Origin of the sequence: Bittarella massiliensis (ex Durand et al. 2017) (genome assembly GCF_017566145.1) — a bacterium.
GTDB classification, from domain to species: Bacteria; Bacillota; Clostridia; order Oscillospirales; family Ruminococcaceae; genus Bittarella; species Bittarella massiliensis_A.
This window is the reverse complement of sequence record NZ_JABFCL010000003.1, coordinates 95,902-113,315: the sequence shown is the minus strand read 5'-3', so window position 1 is coordinate 113,315 and position 17,414 is coordinate 95,902. Positions and strand designations below refer to the sequence as shown.

Genomic DNA, 17,414 nt, shown 5'->3' with positions numbered 1-17,414 from the left:
GCGCGGCCGCAATCCATTGAAAAAGGAGCGCAACTATGAAAAAACCTCTGGCCCTCATTATCATGGACGGCTTTGGCATCAACGGCAGCGATTACGGCAATGCCATCAAAGCCGCCAAGACCCCCAACCTGGACAAAATTTTCTCCTCCTACCCCACCACCGAAATCGGCGCCTCCGGCATGGACGTGGGCCTGCCGGACGGGCAGATGGGCAACAGCGAGGTAGGGCACACCAACATCGGCGCCGGTCGGATCGTCTACCAGGAGCTGACCCGGATCACCAAGTCCATCGCCGACGGCGACTTCTTTGAAAATGAGGCCCTGGTGGGCGCCATGGACAACTGCCTGCAAAACGGCAGCGCCCTGCACGTGATGGGGCTGCTCTCGGACGGCGGGGTCCACAGCCACAACGAACACCTCTACGCCATCATCGAGTTGGCCAAGAAAAAGGGCCTCAAAGAGGTCTGGGTCCACTGCTTTATGGACGGGCGGGACGTGCCCCCCTCCTCCGGAGCCGACTATGTAAAGGCCCTGGACGAGAAGCTGCAGGAGATCGGTGTGGGCAAGATCGCCACCATCATGGGCCGCTACTACGCCATGGACCGCGACAACCGCTGGGAGCGGGTGGAGAAGGCCTACCAGGCCATGGTGGAGGCCAAAGGGGTCGCCGCCGACGCCCTGGAAGTGATGCCCAACTCCTACAAAGACGAGGTGACCGACGAATTTGTGGTGCCCGCCGTCTGCACCGGCTACACCGGGATGAACGCCGGCGACTCGGTGATCTTCTTCAACTTCCGCCCCGACCGGGCGCGGGAGATCACCCGCACCCTGGTGGATGAGAAGTTCGACGGCTTCGCCCGCGCCAAAGGCTGCTTCCCCCTCTACTACGTCTGCATGACCCAGTACGACGCCACCATGCCCGGGGTTCACGTGGCCTTCAAGCCCCAGTCCCTGGCCAACACCTTTGGCGAGTATATCTCCCAGAAGGGGCTGACCCAGCTGCGGATTGCCGAGACCGAGAAGTACGCCCACGTCACCTTCTTCTTCAACGGCGGGGTGGAAAAGGTCTGTGAGGGGGAGGACCGGGCCCTGATCAACTCGCCCAAGGTCGCCACCTACGACCTGCAGCCCGAGATGAGCGAACCGGAAGTCACCAAGGAGGCCCTGGCCCGGATCGCCTCGGACAAGTACGACGTGATCATCCTCAACTACGCCAACTGCGACATGGTGGGCCACACCGGCGTCTTTGACGCGGCTGTCAAGGCCGTGGAGGCGATGGACGACGGCGTGGGCCAGCTGGTGGACGCCATCCTGCAAAAGGGCGGCGCGGTGCTGCTGACTGCCGATCACGGCAACGCTGACAAACTCTACGACACCGACGGCTCCCCCTTCACCGCTCACACCACCAACCCGGTGCCCTTTGCGGTGATCGGCTGCGGCGACTGCAAGCTGCGGGAGGGCGGCCGCCTGGCGGACATCGCCCCCACCATGTTGAAGATTCTGGGCCTTCCCCAGCCCGAGGAGATGACCGGGGAAAGCATTGTGCTGTAAACTCATTTCAATAAAAAACTGGCTGTCGCCGCGGCGACAGCCAGTTTTTTTATTGGGGCTACAATCCGCCCTTAAGCAGACTGTCTTCTCTTTTTCAGAGCCTCTTTGAACTGGGAGAGCAACCCTGTAGTCGTGTGGAACAGATACTGAAACTCGTCCGTCCTGTGAAACAAAATCAGGTTGACGACATTGGGGACAAGCAGACAGATCACTGCATAGACGACCAGGGTGGTAAAACGCCCCATAGCGGGTAGGAGAGAGCAAATGCCTTGTGTCGCCAACAGCGATCCAAGGGTAATGCCCGCATAGAGCACGTATCTCTGGTAGTAGGTCTTGACACTCTGAAAAAAGACGTTTTTGTAGATGATATAGGGATGGGTCCAGAAGGGAATGATGAACATCTCGATGAGGTTCGCCATCAGCACCCCGTTGACCCCAAAGGGCTTGACCAGGATGATGCCCATAACAACGTTGATGGCCGCCTCAACCAGGGGCAGATACTGGTCGGGCCGGTAAATGCCCGCGCTGGTGCGAACCATCTGCACCGACTGCCGCATTCCCATAACGTAAAAATACAGGGTGAGCAGGGCCAGTGTGTCAAGGGGAAAGACGCCGTTCTCCCCGATCCAGAGGCGGACAAAGGGGGTCGCCAGGGTAAAAAAGGAGACGGTGAAGAAGGAATAGATGAGATAGTTCATAAAGTAGAGGGACTTAAAATTTTTATAGGACTTCTCAGTTGAAGTGGTATTCATCAGGTTGCCAAAGCTGGCAATGATGCCGGTGAACACCTGATCGGAAATGCGAAACAGTCCATTGACAATCATCATGTAGTTGCTGTACAGACCGCTGGCAAGGCTGCCGGCGCCATTGATGATAATCATACTGGAGGTGGAGTTGAGACTAAACCCGCCAATTTTGTGGAAAAGGAGCGCCTTGATGTTTTTAAAAAGCCCTCTGCGTTCCCCCTCGTCCATCTCTGCTGTGGTCTTGAGATCGATGTGCGGGTAGTGCTTGCGGTACCAAAGGGCAATGAATACATTCTCCAAAGCCGTGCAAGTCACCTTGATGATCAAGTAGAGAAAATAGGAGTGAAACAGGGTCAAACTGGTCACCTGGAGAATGCAGGAGACCAACTGTCCCCCTGTGTGCGCCAGAGTATTGACGTAGTTCTTCTGATCGGCAATGAACATGGCCCGCTTGTGGGCGAAGAGATAGGATGCCAATACATCAAAGACATACATCATGAACATGGTGCCCAGCCAGGGCTTTGAGTAATCCTCGGTCACCAGGAAGGGGACAATAAAGGCGGCTACAAACCCGCACCCCAAAACCATCGAGGCGATGAGGCTGTACGCCTTCTTATAAAACTTTAGTAAAACGGCTATCTGGGGATAGTCTTTTTCCGCAATGGGCTTGTACAGCTTGTAGACAATGCCGGTCCCAATCCCCATCTCTACAATACCCAGCATCGAGACGACGTTTAAAAACATCCCCTCAATGCCGGCAATGCTCAGCCCCAGCTGTCGGGAAAACACAGCCCGGGTGAGAAATGAGTTGAGCATTAAAAAGATATAGGAAAAGCAACTGACAAGAATATTGACGAATGAATTTCTTGACCTCACACTGCACCGCCTTCTCTCCGTACCGAAACGGTCATCGGTAGGTAACGACTCCACACACCTGAACAGCTTCCTGCTCCAGCAGGGCCAGGCAGCGCTCAAACACATCGTGTTTGGTCGAACCGTACTTTTCGATGAAGACAACCCCATCTGTCAGCCGAGCAGCCTCTACGGCATTGGCAAAGAGGGACAGAGGCGGTACATCCAGCAGATAGCGAGTCTGCGCGTTTGCGGTCAACAACTGCTTCAGCTCTTCCAAATCGGCAATCTGCTCGACTCCGGGAACAGACAGGGCCAGCGATTCCTTCCCGTCAGTGAATTGAATCAGGCGAATCCCCTGGCTTTCCAGCCGCTCTCCCAGGTCGAGAAAAACGTGCTCCTTCTCACTTTGCAGTCGGGTGCTGGTGGTGACCGCCAGACAGCGCGCTCCCTTCTCCCGATAAAACTGCAAAATTTGATTGGCGGCAAACTGCCTGCTCTCCGCCAGCTTTTCTTCCCTGGTCAGGCGAATGCGTCTCTGTACCATCTCAAACCCCTCCTCTGTTGCCTTTTGACTTAGGCAATTCTCCCAAGACAGGTACATTGTACATCTGAAAATCGCTTTTGCGGTTGATTGTCGGGAAGAACAGGGCAATGCCCATCACGGCGATGATTGCAACCGCAGCGCCGGCAATGCCAAAGGCCACAGTGTATTTGACAAATCCTGTCTTGCTAAAGGCGTTGCTCTTCTCTCGAATCTGCAGCGTCTCGTTGTCCGACTTCACGGTTTTGATATGCTGTAACTGGGCAAAGTCAAAGTCGTTGTTTGCCTGATTTACATAGTTGTAATACCCCTGAGAGACCGCCTTGACAAAATCCGTGTCCACCGAGGTGATGGAGACGGTGATCAGATAGCTGTCCTTGACCTGTTCGACTTTCACCAAGTTTTTCAGAGCCTGGTGCTTCTCCACCGCCCCATCGGGATTGACAGCTCGGAGCTGTTTGTCCATCTTCTCTTTCCCCACAATTTCCTCAGCAGAGGCAACTACGTAATCAAGACAGACATCGGAAGTCAGAATGGCGGTATAGCTCTTGGTGTAGTCTAGTTGCACGGCGCTCAGAGAGGAGGTCGCCAGGCCCTTGCTCTGGTAGGCCTTATCGCTGAGCTTTACATAATAGGTAATGGTCTCATTGTACTGGCCAGGCACCGTCTGCCCCGTGACCCGCTTGGGGTTACCCGACAGAGCCAAACCACCCAGCAGTCCGGTAGCCAAGGCGACCGCAATGATTAGAACTTTGTGTTTCCAGATGGCGTAAAAGGCATCCTTCAAACCGAATCTCTCAAACATCTCGTGTCTTTCCTCCTATTTGTCAAGTATGCCGTCTGCCCGCGCGGCAACTGGCGATACGACCTTGCGCAGAGAGCTCCCAGCGTGTAACAGAGAACCACTGTTGCCCAAAAGCGAGGGGCAATCATAAACTCCATCCAACCGGTGGCAGAGTCGCGGGGAACCAAAAACAGGGTTGTGGCAGCCATCCAACCCAAAACAGAGCGAAAGCCGCCCTGATAGACAAGATACACCAAATACCCCAGTGCAGCACCGAGTAGAATACCAAATAGAAACATTCCGACATAGCCGAAATCAGCATACGTCTCTAAAATGTAAGAGGAGCCCCAGCCTTCTCCTTCTAAATAGGTATCTCTTGCCACATAGGACATGCTGTGGGCAAAACTGTTCCCATACACGGCCTTGTAAACGCTGTTGCTCTCCCCCAACGGGGTGGCGCCAAATAGGGCCTGTGCGATGGTCCCGTGCTGAAACTCGTCGATAAACCCGCCAAACGTATAGCACTTGGGGATCGCATTCGGCAAATTGGGGAGGGCCAAAAAGGCCATGCAGAGCACATCAAAGGACACCCCCTGCCGGTAGATGAGCTCGACCAGGGCGGAAAATAGCCCCATCTGCTCCACCTGTACATCGGCCCGGATAAAATTGTACATGGCCAAAAAAATGATGGCTGCGGGGACGGCCAGCACAATGGCGGTCTTCTCAAATCGCCCGACCCACTTCTCTCGGGGATATTTTTGCAACACATCCCGGATATAGTAGTAGAGCAGCGCAAAGAGCAGGTTGAGGACGATGGGGTTTCTCGCCCCGATGATGAGCATCGGCACCGCGGAGAGCACGTACAGAACCAGAGGGAATACCGTGCGGCTCTTTTTGGGCAGGGTGCTGAGAAAAACACAGAGGGCCGGCTTCATCAGCCCCGATAGAAACCGCACCAAAAAAGGCATCTGCGAGGTAAATGCAATGTAAAAGTCCGTGTACTCCCTCCCGCGCATAAAGAGGAGTTTCTCCAGTTCCATCACGAGATAAAAGAACATTGCCAGATAGAAAAGACAAAGGGACACCACCTGGACCGACTCATTTTTGCTCTCCTCCCAACAGGGGTTGGCGGGCGGCCTTTTGGCAGGTCTGTACAGCCTTTCAAACACCGCCGCACCAATCTGCAGGGCCATTAGAGATAGAAAGCAAACATTGAGGGCAAAGTGTACGGCACTGCTCTCAAAATACCACCACTCGTTTCCCCTAAACATGGAGACCGTTGGCCTGCCCAACAAAAAGACAAAAAAGGTGAGGTTAAATACCAAAAAGAACACTCGCTTTTTGGCGTCGGCGAATCCGTAGATAAGATTGCTCAACAGCATGAGCAGCACGCCGACCAAAATGACATTATAGCGATCAACCACACAGCCAATTCCGAATACTGCCAGGGACGCTACAAAGCTGCTGTATTGAAGATACTTTTTCAAACCATACCCCCCTTCCCAAGCGAACCGATTGGACTTTTATACAGACTCCAATATGTCCTTCCATCTCTCGATCACGACTTCCTGAGAAAACGAATCTATATTTTGCATACTGCTCTCTGAAAAGGAGCGGCGAAGCTGCTCGTCTTCTATCAAACGCTCTATGCGAACCGCCATCTCCTCCACATCTCCCACCGGCACCAAGTAGCCGTCTACACCGTCCCGCACAATCTCCCGCGGCCCGGTCGCACAGTCAAAACTGACAATGGGCAAACCGTTTGCCTTTGCCTCCAGCAACACCATGGGCAGGCCCTCGTGATAGGAGGTGAGGACCACGGCGGCATATTGAGGATAGATTTCGTCCATCGATTTGGCCGCCCCTTTTAAGATCAACTGCTTTTCCAACCCCTGATCTCTAACTTTTTGCTGTACGATGGAGAATTCTTCTCCATCGCCATAGATGTGCCACTGCCAGTCGGGATGGCTAGGCAGTACCCGCTTGGCCACGTCTACCAAAAGAGGGTACCCCTTCACAGGGTCAAATCGCCCCACAGAAAGCAACTTCTTAGATGCCCCGTCATAGGGTCTTTTTTCTCTTAGCCAGGCGGGATCAATACAGTTGTAGTTGTAGGCAAGGCGCTCTTCCCGCAGGTGGAACTTCTCCCGATAGGCCGCTTGGTCCTGCTTGGTGAGGGTCACGATCTTGTCGGCAAACCGCGCCGCCAACCACTGATTGAGATGGCCGAACCAGCCGTAATAGCTGTTTTGCAAGTTGGAGTGCTCGCAGCAAACGGTCTTCACCCCAGTTCCCGCCGCTGCCGCCAGCAAATAGGCATTGGTATTGACTCCAACCGAAAGAGCCACATCAATTTTCTGTTCCTTCAAATAGCGGCGCAGGGGGGAGATGGTCTTGGTCAGCGCCTCCCGTACGCGGGCGTTGTGATCCAAAATCTGAAAGCAGTGAACCCGCTCGTCAAACGGGAAATAAGGGGGGCCCTGCAGGGAGTTCCAAAGCCCCACCACATGGACGCAGTAGTCTTCACAAAGGGCGTTGGCCATGACGGAAAGGATCTTCTCCCTCCCGCCGAAGATCGATAAATCATCTTTTACCAGACAGATGGATTTCATTTGAGAACACACGCCTCCTCACCCCCGCGCCGCCTGGCGGCGCTTTCTCGCGATCTGCCGCAAAAACAGCCGGGGATTGGCGGCTATCATCAAGTAGGCAATCTTTTGATTGCGGGAATTGTATGGGTTTTTTAAAATGGAAAGGAGATTTTTGCGCATCTGTCGGGCAATTTCTCCCACTTCGCGGTGGTAATCTCCCCAGTGGGCAGGATCGACTTGCGAAATGCGCTCCAGCACCTGCTTTTTTGCCCACCAGAGGCGAAACTGCCCCACTGTTTCCAGTGAGGGAAAGTGCTCTCGTATCAGCTGCAAATTGTGCTCGTGGGCGGCCACTACATCGTATACCTTGGGCTCAAAGGCACCAATGGTAATGCTGTCCTGACGCCGCTGATAGAAATACTTCGGTGTGGTGTCCACCACTACCCTGTCCGTCTGAATCAGCAAGTCCACAATGACGAATGCATCCTCATAAAGTCGCCCTATCGGATAGCGAACTTCGTCAAACAGGGCGCGCTTGTACAATTTGTTGACGGCAAAGAGCCCCACACTCCGCCCGGAAAGGAGGTACTCCGCCGCCTCTTCCGCCGTATAGAGAAAATGTCCTTGCTGAATGTCCTGCGGCACCTTGACGTCTCCATAGCAATCGTACAGACCACAGACCGCCATATCTGCCTTGGACTCAATAAGGTTTTGCAGAAGGCTCGCATACATGTCCGGAGCAATCTCATCGTCGCTGTCCACAAAGCCCAGGTATTCACCTCGAGCGGCGTCGATTCCCGCATTGCGCGCATCACTCAAGCCGCCGTTTTCCTTGTGGATCACCCGTACCCGCCGGTCTCCCTGGGCGTAGACATCACACATCTGACCGCAGCGGTCCGGCGATCCGTCATCTACCAAAATCAGTTCAAAATCGGAAAAGGTCTGGTTGAGAATGGATTGCACACATCGATCCAAATAGGCCTCTACCTTGTAGACGGGTACGATGATGCTGATGATGGGGGTGGCCTCTTCCATTGACAAACACTCCTTTCCCCTAAATAGACTACTTCTACATCCTCCACTCGAACACCGTTTTAAAGGGGGTGTTCAGGTCGGTGCGAAAGACCCGCTGGATGTCTTCCATCTGGCAGACCGGGTCGTCGATGCTGATGATGCGGTTGAGGCGGTTTTGCACGGCGGGGTCCCCCATCAGACGGATGGCCTCGACAAAGTCCTCCCGCCCAGAGCGGCTGCTGCCGGCCAGGGTGAGCCCCTTTTCCAGCACATCGCGGGTGTTGACGGCCACCTTGTTCTCGCTGACGCCCAGCAGGATGACTGCCCCCTGGGGTTCGATGGTGCGGATGATGTCGTCGATGGCGTAGTAGCTGCCCTCTCCCCCTGCGCACTCAAAGGCGTGGTCCACCGAAAAGCCCTGCGGCAGGTCGTCGGCGAAGTGGGTGGCCCCCACAAAGGAGAACATGGACAGTTTGCGGGCATTCTTCCCCACCACGTGCAGTTCGATCTGGGGAAAGAGGAAGCGGAGGGTGCAGGCCAGCACAAAGGCCATGCTGCCGTCCCCCCAGATGCCGACGCGGTTTCGCCGGGCATGGGCCAGCCGGTCAAACCGGCGGGCCGCCTGGACGGTGACGCTGACAAACTCGGTGATGGCGGCAATGTGGTCGGGTACCCCGTCACAGGGGACCAGCCGGTCTGCCGGCAGATCGACATACTCCCGCATAAAACCGTCGTACCCGCTGGAGAGAAACCGGCTGTCCCGCCGGTAGTTTTCAGAGATGATGGGGTCGGGGCTCTGGGGGCTGTTGGGGATGGCCACCACCCGTGCCCCCGGCGCAAAAGTCCCGGTGGGGTCCTGCAGCACCCGCCCACAGCACTCGTGGATTAAGGCCATGGGCAACTTTTTGCGGAGCACGTCCTGGCTGCGCTGACCCAGAAAATACCGCTGATCGGCATGGCAGAGGGCCATGAACCGGGGGCGGAGAATCACCTTGTCCGCCAGGTCGGTGGAGGCGTACTCGATGGAGAACACCCCTGGGCTGGCCAACTGATAGATGTGGTTAATCAACGACCTGTCCCCCCACCATGGCCTGGGCGATCTTGTAGTCGCCGACCGTGGTGATCTTCAAGTTGGAGACGTCTCCTTCCACCAACCGCACCGGGGTCTGACGCACCACGCAGATTTTACAGGCGTCGGTGAGGATCGCCTTCTCCTCCTCGTCGAGGCTCTGGTAAAGCTTCTTGAGCAGGGAGATGCGGAAGCTCTGGGGCGTCTGCCCCTGATACATCAGCCGCCGGTCGGGGATCTGGGAGATGGTCTCACCGTTTTCGGAGACGACGATGGTATCCACCGCGGAGACCACTGTGTCACAGGCGCCAAAGGCGCGGGCGGCCTCGATGTTCTCCTCGAGGATGCGCAGGGTGACAAAGGGGCGGACGGCGTCGTGGGTAATGATGAGGTGGTCGTCCGACTCGCCCCAATCCGCCTCAATTTGATTGACGATGTTGAAGATGGTGCTGTTGCGGTCCCCTCCACCGGGGACCAGGGTGACCCGTTCTCTCTGGGGCACCTGGCGCTCCAGCAGGTCCTGCATATGGCCCACCCAGTCGGGGTGGACCCCCACGTAGACCCGGTCCATCCTGTCGCAGAGGAGAAATTTCTCCAGGGTGTGCAGGATGATGGGCTTGTCCCCCAGAGGGAGGAACTGCTTGGGCATGTCCGCAATGTTCATCCGAGAGCCGGTGCCGCCGGCCAAAATCGCGCCAAAAATCATCATTCAATCCTCCGTGCAGTAGTAAATTCCCCGATACTTCTGGTAGCCGTGTTCCAGGTCGCAGAAGAGGCAGTCGTGGTGGGCCACCTGTTTCTCTTTGGGGGGCAGCTGCATGTAGTCGCCAAAGGCGATCGTCAGGTACTGATCATACCCCACCGGCAGGGGCATGGAATGCCCCTCAAACTCCCGGTAGACGGCGCTGTCAAAGGCCGCCCGGGGGTACTCATTTTGCATGTAGTGGGGCCCGGCGCAGAGCTCGGTGATCTTCTCGCACTGGGCGATGGGATACCGGGTCATCTTCCGCTCGGCCAGCTTCCAGAGCTTGTAGCGAAGCCCTTTAAAGGGGACGCAGGTCAGGGCGATCCTGGCCAGCGCCGCCACCTTCTTGCCGTGGTTGGTGGGCACCTGCTGGGCGCAGTAAAGGGAGTAGAGCAGGGCCCAAAACTTCTGCCGCTTGCGCTTCCCCGGGTCGCTGGGACAGCCATCCAGGGGGAGGATGTCCAGCACCACCCCGTGGGGGATGTCCATCTGCTTTTGGTAGGGCTTGATCAGAGTGGTGTCGTTGTCCCGTATGGTGATGAAGAGGTTGCCGTCGATTCTCTCGCGGTTGGCGTAGCAAATACTGTACCGGCTGGTGTCGGCCTTTTGAGGCCAGATTTTCTTGAGCCGCTCGTAGTCGGGGCGGGGCATGAACACATCCACGTCGTCGTCCCAGGGGATGAACCCCCGGTGGCGCAGCGCCCCAATGCAACAACCGCCGCAAAAGTAAAAGAGCAGCCCGTTTTCATCGCATATCCTTTTAAAATAGAGGGTCATCTCCAGTCCTTTTAGCTGGAGCTGCCGAAGCAGTTCAGGCGAAAAGGTCATCTCTCTGTCAGGCACGTTTGCTTCCTCCCGACCATCTCGGTCTCACTCTTTTCCTCTTTCGCAAAGGCAGCGGCACCTACTTGCGCCGCTTTGCCACCAATTCTCTATTTTCTGTGATTTCGTATGAGGGCCTGCCGCACCTCTTCCTTCGCCGGGCAGCCCCGATTCTCTGCTTTGGCCTTCCAGAACGGCAGCCTTGCAAAGCCCACCAGAGTTCCCCAGCCATAGCAGGTGTGGAGAGCAAAAAACAGCGCCGGCAGAAGCAAGAAAAAGGGGGTGAACACCTTCCCTCTGGCAGACAGCACCGTCATGCCGACGGCGCCCGCAAAGTAGAGTCCCAACAGGGCGACCAGCAGCCAGGGGAAGCCAAGACACGCCGCTACCGCACAGATGATAAGCGACAGCACAAACGCGGCAGGCACGTAGTGATACAGAGAAAAACACCGGGGAGAGACGGCCGTGGTAATACCGATCCAGTAACCGTTCCCATATTTTTGTTTTGCCATTCTGGAAAAGCTGTTGCGCGCGTGGTGAGAGGAGTGGACGGCCGGGTCAAAAAGCAACTTGTATCCGGCCTCTCTCATGCGAAAGTGCATCTCGTTGTCCTCTGTGCGGGCCAGCCGCTCGTCGTATCCCCCCACCGTTTCAAACACCTCCCGCGCATAGGCCCCGTGGGCGAGGGTGCTGACGTACTTTTTCTCTTCGCTGTGGCGATAACTGGCGATCCCGCTGCCAAAGAGCGAGGTCTCTGCCAACAAAAGAGCCCGCTGCCAGCCGCTTTTGGCATCGATGATGCTGGGGCGGGGGCCGCCGACAATCTTTTCGCCAGACTCAAAGTTTTTCACATTGGCGCTGATGAAGTCACTGGGAATGGTGCAGTGGGCATCCACCCGGACGATCACATCGCCCCTGCATTCCCGCAGTGCGACATTCCATCCGGCGGGGAGAATCTTTTTGGGGTTGTCAAGCACCAGAACCCGGTAAAAACTCGTCTGCTCCTGCTGGAACGCCTGCATCACCTGTTTGGTTTGATCGGTGGACTGACTGTCCACTAAAATAATCTCGATCTCTTCATGGGGGTAGTCCTGTTCAGTTAAGTCCTGTAAAACCGTCTTGATTTTTTCTTCAGCATTGTAAGCGATGATAAAAAAGGAGACGAGCATAGGCACCTCACGTCATACATTAAAAATCAGTTTATTCATTATACCGCCTTTGTACGGCCTTTTCAACTTCTTCGAAAAAAAGTTACAATTTGTAACCAATTGATCTGTTCGTCTCTCCTCTACAGGCAGCGGCTGGACAAACTGCCTCCTGACCACTATAATATAGGCAGTTTTCAATCTGCCAAAACCAGATGAAAGGGAAAGAAGGACATCATATGAAACTGCTGATTACTGGCGGCGCCGGTTACATCGGAAGCCACACCTGTGTGGAACTGCTGAACGCGGGGCACGAGGTGGTGATTCTGGACAACCTCTGCAACTCCAGCCCCAAGGTGGTGGACCGCATTCAGGAGATCACCGGCAAACCGGTGACGTTCTGTCCGGTCGACTTGCTGGACTATGCCGCCACCGAGGAGGTTTTTCGCGCCCACCACTTTGACGGGGTCATTCATTTCGCCGGGCTCAAGGCGGTGGGGGAATCGGTGGAAAAACCGCTGGAGTACTACCACAACAACCTGACCGGCACCCTGCATCTGCTCAAGTTGATGCGCCAGTACCAGGTTTACACCCTGGTGTTCTCCTCCTCCGCCACGGTGTACGGCTCGCCGGCCACCGTCCCCATCACCGAGGACTTTCCCCTCTCGGTGACCAACCCTTACGGCGCCACCAAGCTGATGACCGAGGAGATCCTGCGGGACCTCTATCGGGCCGACCCTCGCTTCTCCCTGGTGATTCTTCGCTACTTCAACCCCATCGGCGCCCACGAGAGCGGCCGCATCGGGGAAAACCCCAAGGGCATTCCCAACAACTTGATCCCCTACATCACCCAGGTGGCGGTGGGCAAACTGCAGTACCTGAACGTGTACGGGGAAACCTACCCCACGGTGGACGGCACCGGGGTGCGCGACTACATCCACGTGGTGGACCTGGCCAAGGGCCACATCAAGGCGGTGGAGAAGCTGGTGGGCAAGGCTGGGGTGCACGTCTACAACCTGGGCACCGGCAACGGCTATTCGGTGCTGCAGGTGGTGGACGCCTTTGAAAAAGCCAGCGGCCAGAAGGTGCCCTACAAAATCGCCCCGCCCCGGGCAGGCGACATTGCCGAGTGCTGGGCCGACGCCTCCAAGGCCAAGGCCGAGCTGGGGTGGGAGGCGGAGTACGACATCCAGCGGATGTGCGCCGACTCCTGGCGGTGGCAGAGCCAAAATCCCAACGGCTACGACGACTAGATGAAAAAGCAGCTGCAAAAGGGCCTTTGGGGGCCCTTTTGCTTTTTGCACAAAAAACAGACAAAAGTATTGTTCAATAAAAATATTGATTTTCGTTCGGTTAAACTATATATTATAGGTAAGAAAAGGGTTTGTACCAGACCTCCTTTGGTTGTATACCAAAACAGAAAATAGATGAGGAAACTCGTGTACCAAGGCCCTTCAAGACGGAGCCTTATCCACCGTTCAAGGCAAATGTGCAGTGCGCACAGGAGGTATTGTCCAATGGGTAGGTTTCAAATCTGAAAGACAGGCAACCCCAGTTGATTTCAAACTCCGACCATAGCTTGTCTTTGCAAACAGATGCAAAAAGGAGTTTACAGGTGTGCGTAAGAAAGAGCGGAACCGCCGTTTGGAACTGCTCAGGGCCATTCCTTCCAAGGGCTGGTCAAGTTTGGCAGCCTGGTTTCTGAAATCGGATGAATTGGAAAAGAGGGTCCCGTGTGGGGCCCTCTTTTTTGTCTGCCCTTCTCCCTCCCCTCACCCAGTCCGCCGCGATTGCACAGCAGGGCGGGCGGGAGGTATAATGGGCAAAAGGAGGAAGGCCTGTGAACGAACTGTTTGTCACCGAAGTGGCGCTGGACCGGGCAGCCCTGCGGCGGGCAGGGGGCTACCTAAACCGCCTGCCCTGCCTGCGGGAACTGGAGGCACTCGCTTTTTACCGCCCGGTCACCTATTTTGTGGGGGAGAATGGAACCGGAAAGTCCACCCTGCTGGAAGGGCTGGCTGCAGCCCTGGGCCTCAACCCGGAAGGGGGCGGGCGCAACTTTCACTTTGCCTCTAAGGAGACCCACTCCCCACTGCACCGCTGCCTAACGGTGACCAAAGGCCCCTACCGCCCCCAGACCAGCTACTTTCTGCGGGCGGAGAGTTTTTACAACCTGGCCTCCGAGGTGGACCGGCTGGAAGAGATCGGCGACCCGGGCCTCTTTGACAGCTACGGGGGCCGCTCCCTGCACGACCAGTCCCACGGCGAGGCCTTTCTCTCCCTGGTGCTAAACCGCTTTACGCCGCGCGGGCTCTACCTCCTCGACGAGCCGGAGGCAGCCCTCTCCCCCTCCCGGCAGCTGGCCCTTCTGCGACAGCTTCACCTGCTGGCCGGGGAAGGCAGCCAATTCATCATCGCTACCCACTCCCCCCTCCTGATGGCCCTGCCCGGCGCCGCCATCCTCTCCTTTGAGGAGGGGGGCGCCATCCGCCCCACAGCCTACCAGGAGACCAGCCACTACCGGATCACCCGCGCCTTTTTAGAGGCGCCGGAACGGGTGCTGCGAGAACTTCTGGATGAATAATCCCACCAAAACACAAGGAGGAATGCACAGTGGAAAAATTGGAAATGCTGGAGGCCATCCTCGACAGCTACCCCTACCGTGTGGTATTTGTGGACTGCAATCATGTTATTCGCTACCTGAACCGGGCCGCCAAATACCACTATTATCAAGTGCGGGGATACCGGGACCTGGTTGGCCGATCCCTGTTTGACTGCCACCAGGAGCTCTCGCGGGAGCGCATCGAAGCGGCGGTGGAAAAACTGCGCCGCCACGGCAATGAGATCTACCTGGGGGTGACCCCAGACAACCAGCGCTACTACATCAACCCGGTGCGAAACGAGGAGGGAGAGCTTCTGGGGTACTTCGAGCGCTTTGAACTGAACTTGCAGAAATAGCGCGCCGCACTGCCGCTGTATGCGGCAAGACAGCGCCTTTGTCAGAGAGGAGAAACCCCTGTGAAAAGCACCTGACCGCCCTGTTGGGTCTCGTCCTGGTTCTTTTGATGACCGGCTGCGGGGAAAAGAGCGAGGCCTTTTCTTTTCCCCAGGAGGGAAGAGGGTATATCGACCCGGCAGAGTTCTCCCGCGTCTATGCCGACCCGGCCGGCTACCGGGGGAAATACATCAAGTTGGCCGGCCGCGCCATCAGCACCCTGGATCGCCATACCGGCGAATCGTCCTTTCTCTTCATTCCCGAAGGGTACAGTTCCCCCATTGCCGTTCACTCCGCCGATCCCTCCCTTCAGATAGAGGAGGGGGAGATCCTCTTGGTCGACGGGAAGTTCTGGTCCACCAAAAACGCGAGCGCCGACCTGCCCCACCTCGCGGCGGCCGATCTGGTCCACTCCACCTACAAAGACGCCATCCGCCCCACCCTCAAAGAGGTCAGCCCCGCCCTCACCCGGGTACAGGAGGGCTGTTCGGTCACCGTCGAGAAGGTCGAACTTGCAAAAGAGGAGACGCGGCTCTACCTGCGCGTTCAAAACACGGGCGGGGCCAGCGTCTCCTACCAGGCCGGTTACCCGGTGCAAGACGGAGTCCAGTACGCCGAGACATTTAACGTCGAGGCCCGCTACGAGTCCCTTCCAGGCGACATTTTACCCGGCGTCACCGCCGCCGGAGTGGTGGCCTTTCCCGCCCTAAAGGATTCCGGAGCACTGCAAATCAATTTGCAGATTCTGTCTGAGGATTACACCGCGGACTTCGCGCCCTTTGCCTTCTCCCTTTCCCTTTTCTGACAAACTGCAAACCACCCCCGGCAGAGCATTCTGCCGGGGGTGGTTTTTTCTGCAAAAGGGGGATCACTCCTCCTCCTTGAGGGCGCGCAGCTCCTCCGCCGCCTCTCGGTAGGCCTCCTCTAGGGCGGCCTTTTTTTCCAGCGGCGCGGCGGAAATCTCCACTGCCAGCTGGCTCAACCGCATCTCCAGCACCGTTTTGCGCAGGGCGGCGCTCTGCCCACCTCTGCGGGCGGCTTCCTCCCGCCGGCAGCGCCAATCGGCCAGCCCGCCTGCAAAGGCGGTGAGGCCGTCCTCACCGACCCAGAGCAGCTGGTCGGCCACCCCCTCCACAAATACCTCGTCGTGGCTGACCAGCAACAGGGTGCCGGTGTACCCCCGAAGGAGGGATTGCAGGGCCTCCACCGCGGGCAGGTCCAAGTAATTGGTGGGCTCGTCCAGAAAGAGGAGGTTGCAACCGCCCACCAACAGCTTGCAGAGGGCGACCTTCATCCGCTCCCCACCGCTGAGCACCGCCAGGGGTTTGTTGACCGCCTTCCCCCGAAAGAGGAGCCGCCCCAGCACCGTGCGCACCAGGGCAGGGGACTGGCGGGCCCCCTCAAGGGCGTTTTCGAGGACGGTGCGCCCCTCGTCCAGCTGTTCAAACCCCTGGCGCAAAAACCCCAGCTTGGCCTGGGGGGAGAGACGGCACCCGCCGGCCAAGGGAGCCATCTCCCCCGCCAGGGTGCGCAGCAGGGTGGTCTTGCCCGCCCCATTGGGGCCGATGAGGGCGGTTTTGCTGCCGGTTGGGAGGGTAAAACTCGCCCCCTCAAAAAGGGGGACGCCGGCGTAGCCCACCGCCAAATTCTCGGCGGCAAGGGCGGTGCGGGCCCGCAGCGGGGCGGGGTCGATGCGCAGGGCGATGCCGTCGGCCTCAAAGGGTTTCTCCACCCGCTCCATCCGCTCGACGCGCCCCTCCAGCACCTTTTTGCGGCGGGCGATCTTGGCCGATTTCTGGGTGGCCTCCCGCTTGTGGAGGCGGGCCTCGGAATTGCCCATCCGGCTGGGGGCCTTCTTTACGCCGTCGGCCCGGCGGGAGACCTGGCGGGCAGCGGCCAGCAGCCGGGCCCGCTCGCCGGTGTAGGCCTCCCACTGCTGCTGGGCCCGCTCCTCTTCCTGGGCCCGCTGGCGGCGGTAGGCGGCATAGTTGCCGGGGTAGACCCTCACCCGGCCGTCCCGCACCTCCCAAATGGTGTCGCAGAGGGCGTCCAGCAAGGCCCTGTCATGGCTGACCAGCAGCAGTGTTCTCACCTCTGCCAACCGGCGGCGGATTTCCGCCTGTCCCCGTTCATCCAGGTTGGCGGTGGGCTCGTCGCAGAGAAGGAGGGGCGCGCCCTCCTCCAGGGCGGCAGCCAGCTTGACGCGGGTCTCCTCGCCGCCACTGCGGCCCGCCTGGCGAGCCAGGGGGCCTGCCCCCAGGGCGGTCAGCGGACCGGTCATCTGCACTGGGTCAGCTGCCTCCAGCTGCCGGCAGTAAGCCAGGGGGCAGCGCCGCTCCACCCAGCCGGACTCCGGCTGGCGAACACCGGCGATCAGGTCGAGAAGGGTGGTTTTCCCACACCCATTTTCCCCCACGACCCCGATGTGGTCCCCCTCCAAAATTGCCAGTTCGGGGATGTCCAGGAGCTGCCGCTCCCCAATAAAATAGACCAGCCCGCCAATCGAGACCAGCGTTTTTCGTTCAGACAAATGAAAAACCTCCCTTGCAGAAATCAC

Annotated in this window: 16 protein-coding genes; 5 read left to right on the top strand and 11 right to left on the bottom strand. The window is 57.6% G+C overall.

The window, feature by feature from the left end; genetic code table 11:
- Positions 1–35 precede the first annotated feature (35 nt).
- Complete coding sequence (gpmI, locus tag HJY11_RS04880; protein WP_208074874.1) at positions 36–1,550, top strand: 2,3-bisphosphoglycerate-independent phosphoglycerate mutase; 1,515 nt, start codon at positions 36–38, stop codon at positions 1,548–1,550.
- Positions 1,551–1,621: 71 nt separating this feature from the next.
- On the opposite strand, the gene HJY11_RS04875 is transcribed toward gpmI, so the two are convergent.
- The 10 genes from HJY11_RS04875 to HJY11_RS04830 form a co-directional block, all read right to left on the bottom strand.
- Positions 1,622–3,172, bottom strand: a complete 1,551-nt coding sequence (locus HJY11_RS04875; RefSeq protein WP_208074873.1) for a lipopolysaccharide biosynthesis protein — start codon at positions 3,170–3,172, stop codon at positions 1,622–1,624.
- Between the two features lie 31 nt (positions 3,173–3,203).
- Complete coding sequence (locus tag HJY11_RS04870) at positions 3,204–3,695, bottom strand: hypothetical protein (protein ID WP_208074872.1); 492 nt, start codon at positions 3,693–3,695, stop codon at positions 3,204–3,206.
- 1 nt (position 3,696) lies between these two features.
- Entirely contained in the window at positions 3,697–4,497 is an 801-nt protein-coding gene (locus HJY11_RS04865; protein ID WP_208074871.1) for a hypothetical protein, read from the bottom strand.
- Positions 4,476–5,963, bottom strand: coding sequence for an O-antigen polysaccharide polymerase Wzy family protein (locus HJY11_RS04860; protein ID WP_208074870.1), 1,488 nt, complete (start codon positions 5,961–5,963; stop codon positions 4,476–4,478). Before HJY11_RS04860 ends, HJY11_RS04865 begins: the two co-directional genes overlap by 22 nt.
- A 36-nt stretch (positions 5,964–5,999) precedes the next feature.
- Positions 6,000–7,088 carry a glycosyltransferase family 4 protein gene (locus HJY11_RS04855; protein WP_208074869.1) on the bottom strand — a complete coding sequence of 363 codons (1,089 nt, stop codon included), beginning with the start codon at positions 7,086–7,088 and terminating at the stop codon, positions 6,000–6,002.
- Positions 7,089–7,106: 18 nt separating this feature from the next.
- On the bottom strand, positions 7,107–8,102 hold the full coding sequence (locus HJY11_RS04850; RefSeq protein WP_208074868.1) for a glycosyltransferase family 2 protein: 996 nt from the start codon (positions 8,100–8,102) through the stop codon (positions 7,107–7,109).
- 34 nt (positions 8,103–8,136) lie between these two features.
- On the bottom strand, positions 8,137–9,150 hold the full coding sequence (locus HJY11_RS04845) for an alcohol dehydrogenase catalytic domain-containing protein (protein ID WP_208074867.1): 1,014 nt from the start codon (positions 9,148–9,150) through the stop codon (positions 8,137–8,139).
- Positions 9,143–9,859: a 2-C-methyl-D-erythritol 4-phosphate cytidylyltransferase gene (locus HJY11_RS04840; protein ID WP_368041542.1), complete on the bottom strand. Its 717-nt coding sequence runs from the start codon at positions 9,857–9,859 to the stop codon at positions 9,143–9,145. The genes HJY11_RS04845 and HJY11_RS04840 overlap by 8 nt, the downstream gene beginning before the upstream one ends.
- Positions 9,860–10,738: a phosphorylcholine transferase LicD gene (locus HJY11_RS04835; protein ID WP_368041541.1), complete on the bottom strand. Its 879-nt coding sequence runs from the start codon at positions 10,736–10,738 to the stop codon at positions 9,860–9,862. It abuts the gene before it with no gap.
- Between the two features lie 89 nt (positions 10,739–10,827).
- The gene (locus HJY11_RS04830) at positions 10,828–11,886 is read right to left on the bottom strand and encodes a glycosyltransferase family 2 protein (RefSeq protein ID WP_208074866.1); all 1,059 of its coding nucleotides are present in this window, start codon (positions 11,884–11,886) and stop codon (positions 10,828–10,830) included.
- A 215-nt stretch (positions 11,887–12,101) separates the two neighbouring features.
- Here HJY11_RS04830 and galE point away from each other — a divergent pair, with 215 nt between their 5' ends.
- From galE to HJY11_RS04810, 4 genes are all read left to right on the top strand, one after another.
- On the top strand, positions 12,102–13,115 hold the full coding sequence (gene galE / locus HJY11_RS04825; protein WP_208074865.1) for a UDP-glucose 4-epimerase GalE: 1,014 nt from the start codon (positions 12,102–12,104) through the stop codon (positions 13,113–13,115).
- Between the two features lie 596 nt (positions 13,116–13,711).
- Positions 13,712–14,446, top strand: coding sequence for an AAA family ATPase (locus tag HJY11_RS04820; RefSeq protein ID WP_243764236.1), 735 nt, complete (start codon positions 13,712–13,714; stop codon positions 14,444–14,446).
- A gap of 29 nt (positions 14,447–14,475) precedes the next feature.
- Positions 14,476–14,820 carry a PAS domain-containing protein gene (locus HJY11_RS04815; protein ID WP_208074863.1) on the top strand — a complete coding sequence of 115 codons (345 nt, stop codon included), beginning with the start codon at positions 14,476–14,478 and terminating at the stop codon, positions 14,818–14,820.
- 38 nt (positions 14,821–14,858) lie between these two features.
- The gene (locus HJY11_RS04810) at positions 14,859–15,662 is read left to right on the top strand and encodes a hypothetical protein (protein ID WP_208074862.1); all 804 of its coding nucleotides are present in this window, start codon (positions 14,859–14,861) and stop codon (positions 15,660–15,662) included.
- 63 nt (positions 15,663–15,725) lie between these two features.
- Here HJY11_RS04810 and abc-f read toward each other — a convergent pair whose 3' ends face one another.
- On the bottom strand, positions 15,726–17,387 hold the full coding sequence (gene abc-f / locus HJY11_RS04805) for a ribosomal protection-like ABC-F family protein (protein ID WP_208074861.1): 1,662 nt from the start codon (positions 17,385–17,387) through the stop codon (positions 15,726–15,728).
- Between the last annotated feature and the right edge of the window lie 27 nt (positions 17,388–17,414).

Excerpts from the sequence above, each read along its gene's own strand:
- gpmI (WP_208074874.1), top strand. The coding sequence starts at position 36 with ATGAAAAAACCTCTGGCCCTCATTATCATGGACGGCTTTGGCATCAAC.
- HJY11_RS04840 (WP_368041542.1), bottom strand. The coding sequence starts at position 9,859 with ATGATGATTTTTGGCGCGATTTTGGCCGGCGGCACCGGCTCTCGGATG.
- HJY11_RS04865 (WP_208074871.1), bottom strand. The coding sequence starts at position 4,497 with ATGTTTGAGAGATTCGGTTTGAAGGATGCCTTTTACGCCATCTGGAAA.
- HJY11_RS04830 (WP_208074866.1), bottom strand. The coding sequence starts at position 11,886 with ATGCTCGTCTCCTTTTTTATCATCGCTTACAATGCTGAAGAAAAAATC.
- HJY11_RS04850 (WP_208074868.1), bottom strand. The coding sequence starts at position 8,102 with ATGGAAGAGGCCACCCCCATCATCAGCATCATCGTACCCGTCTACAAG.
- HJY11_RS04870 (WP_208074872.1), bottom strand. The coding sequence starts at position 3,695 with ATGGTACAGAGACGCATTCGCCTGACCAGGGAAGAAAAGCTGGCGGAG.
- galE (WP_208074865.1), top strand. The coding sequence starts at position 12,102 with ATGAAACTGCTGATTACTGGCGGCGCCGGTTACATCGGAAGCCACACC.
- HJY11_RS04855 (WP_208074869.1), bottom strand. The coding sequence starts at position 7,088 with ATGAAATCCATCTGTCTGGTAAAAGATGATTTATCGATCTTCGGCGGG.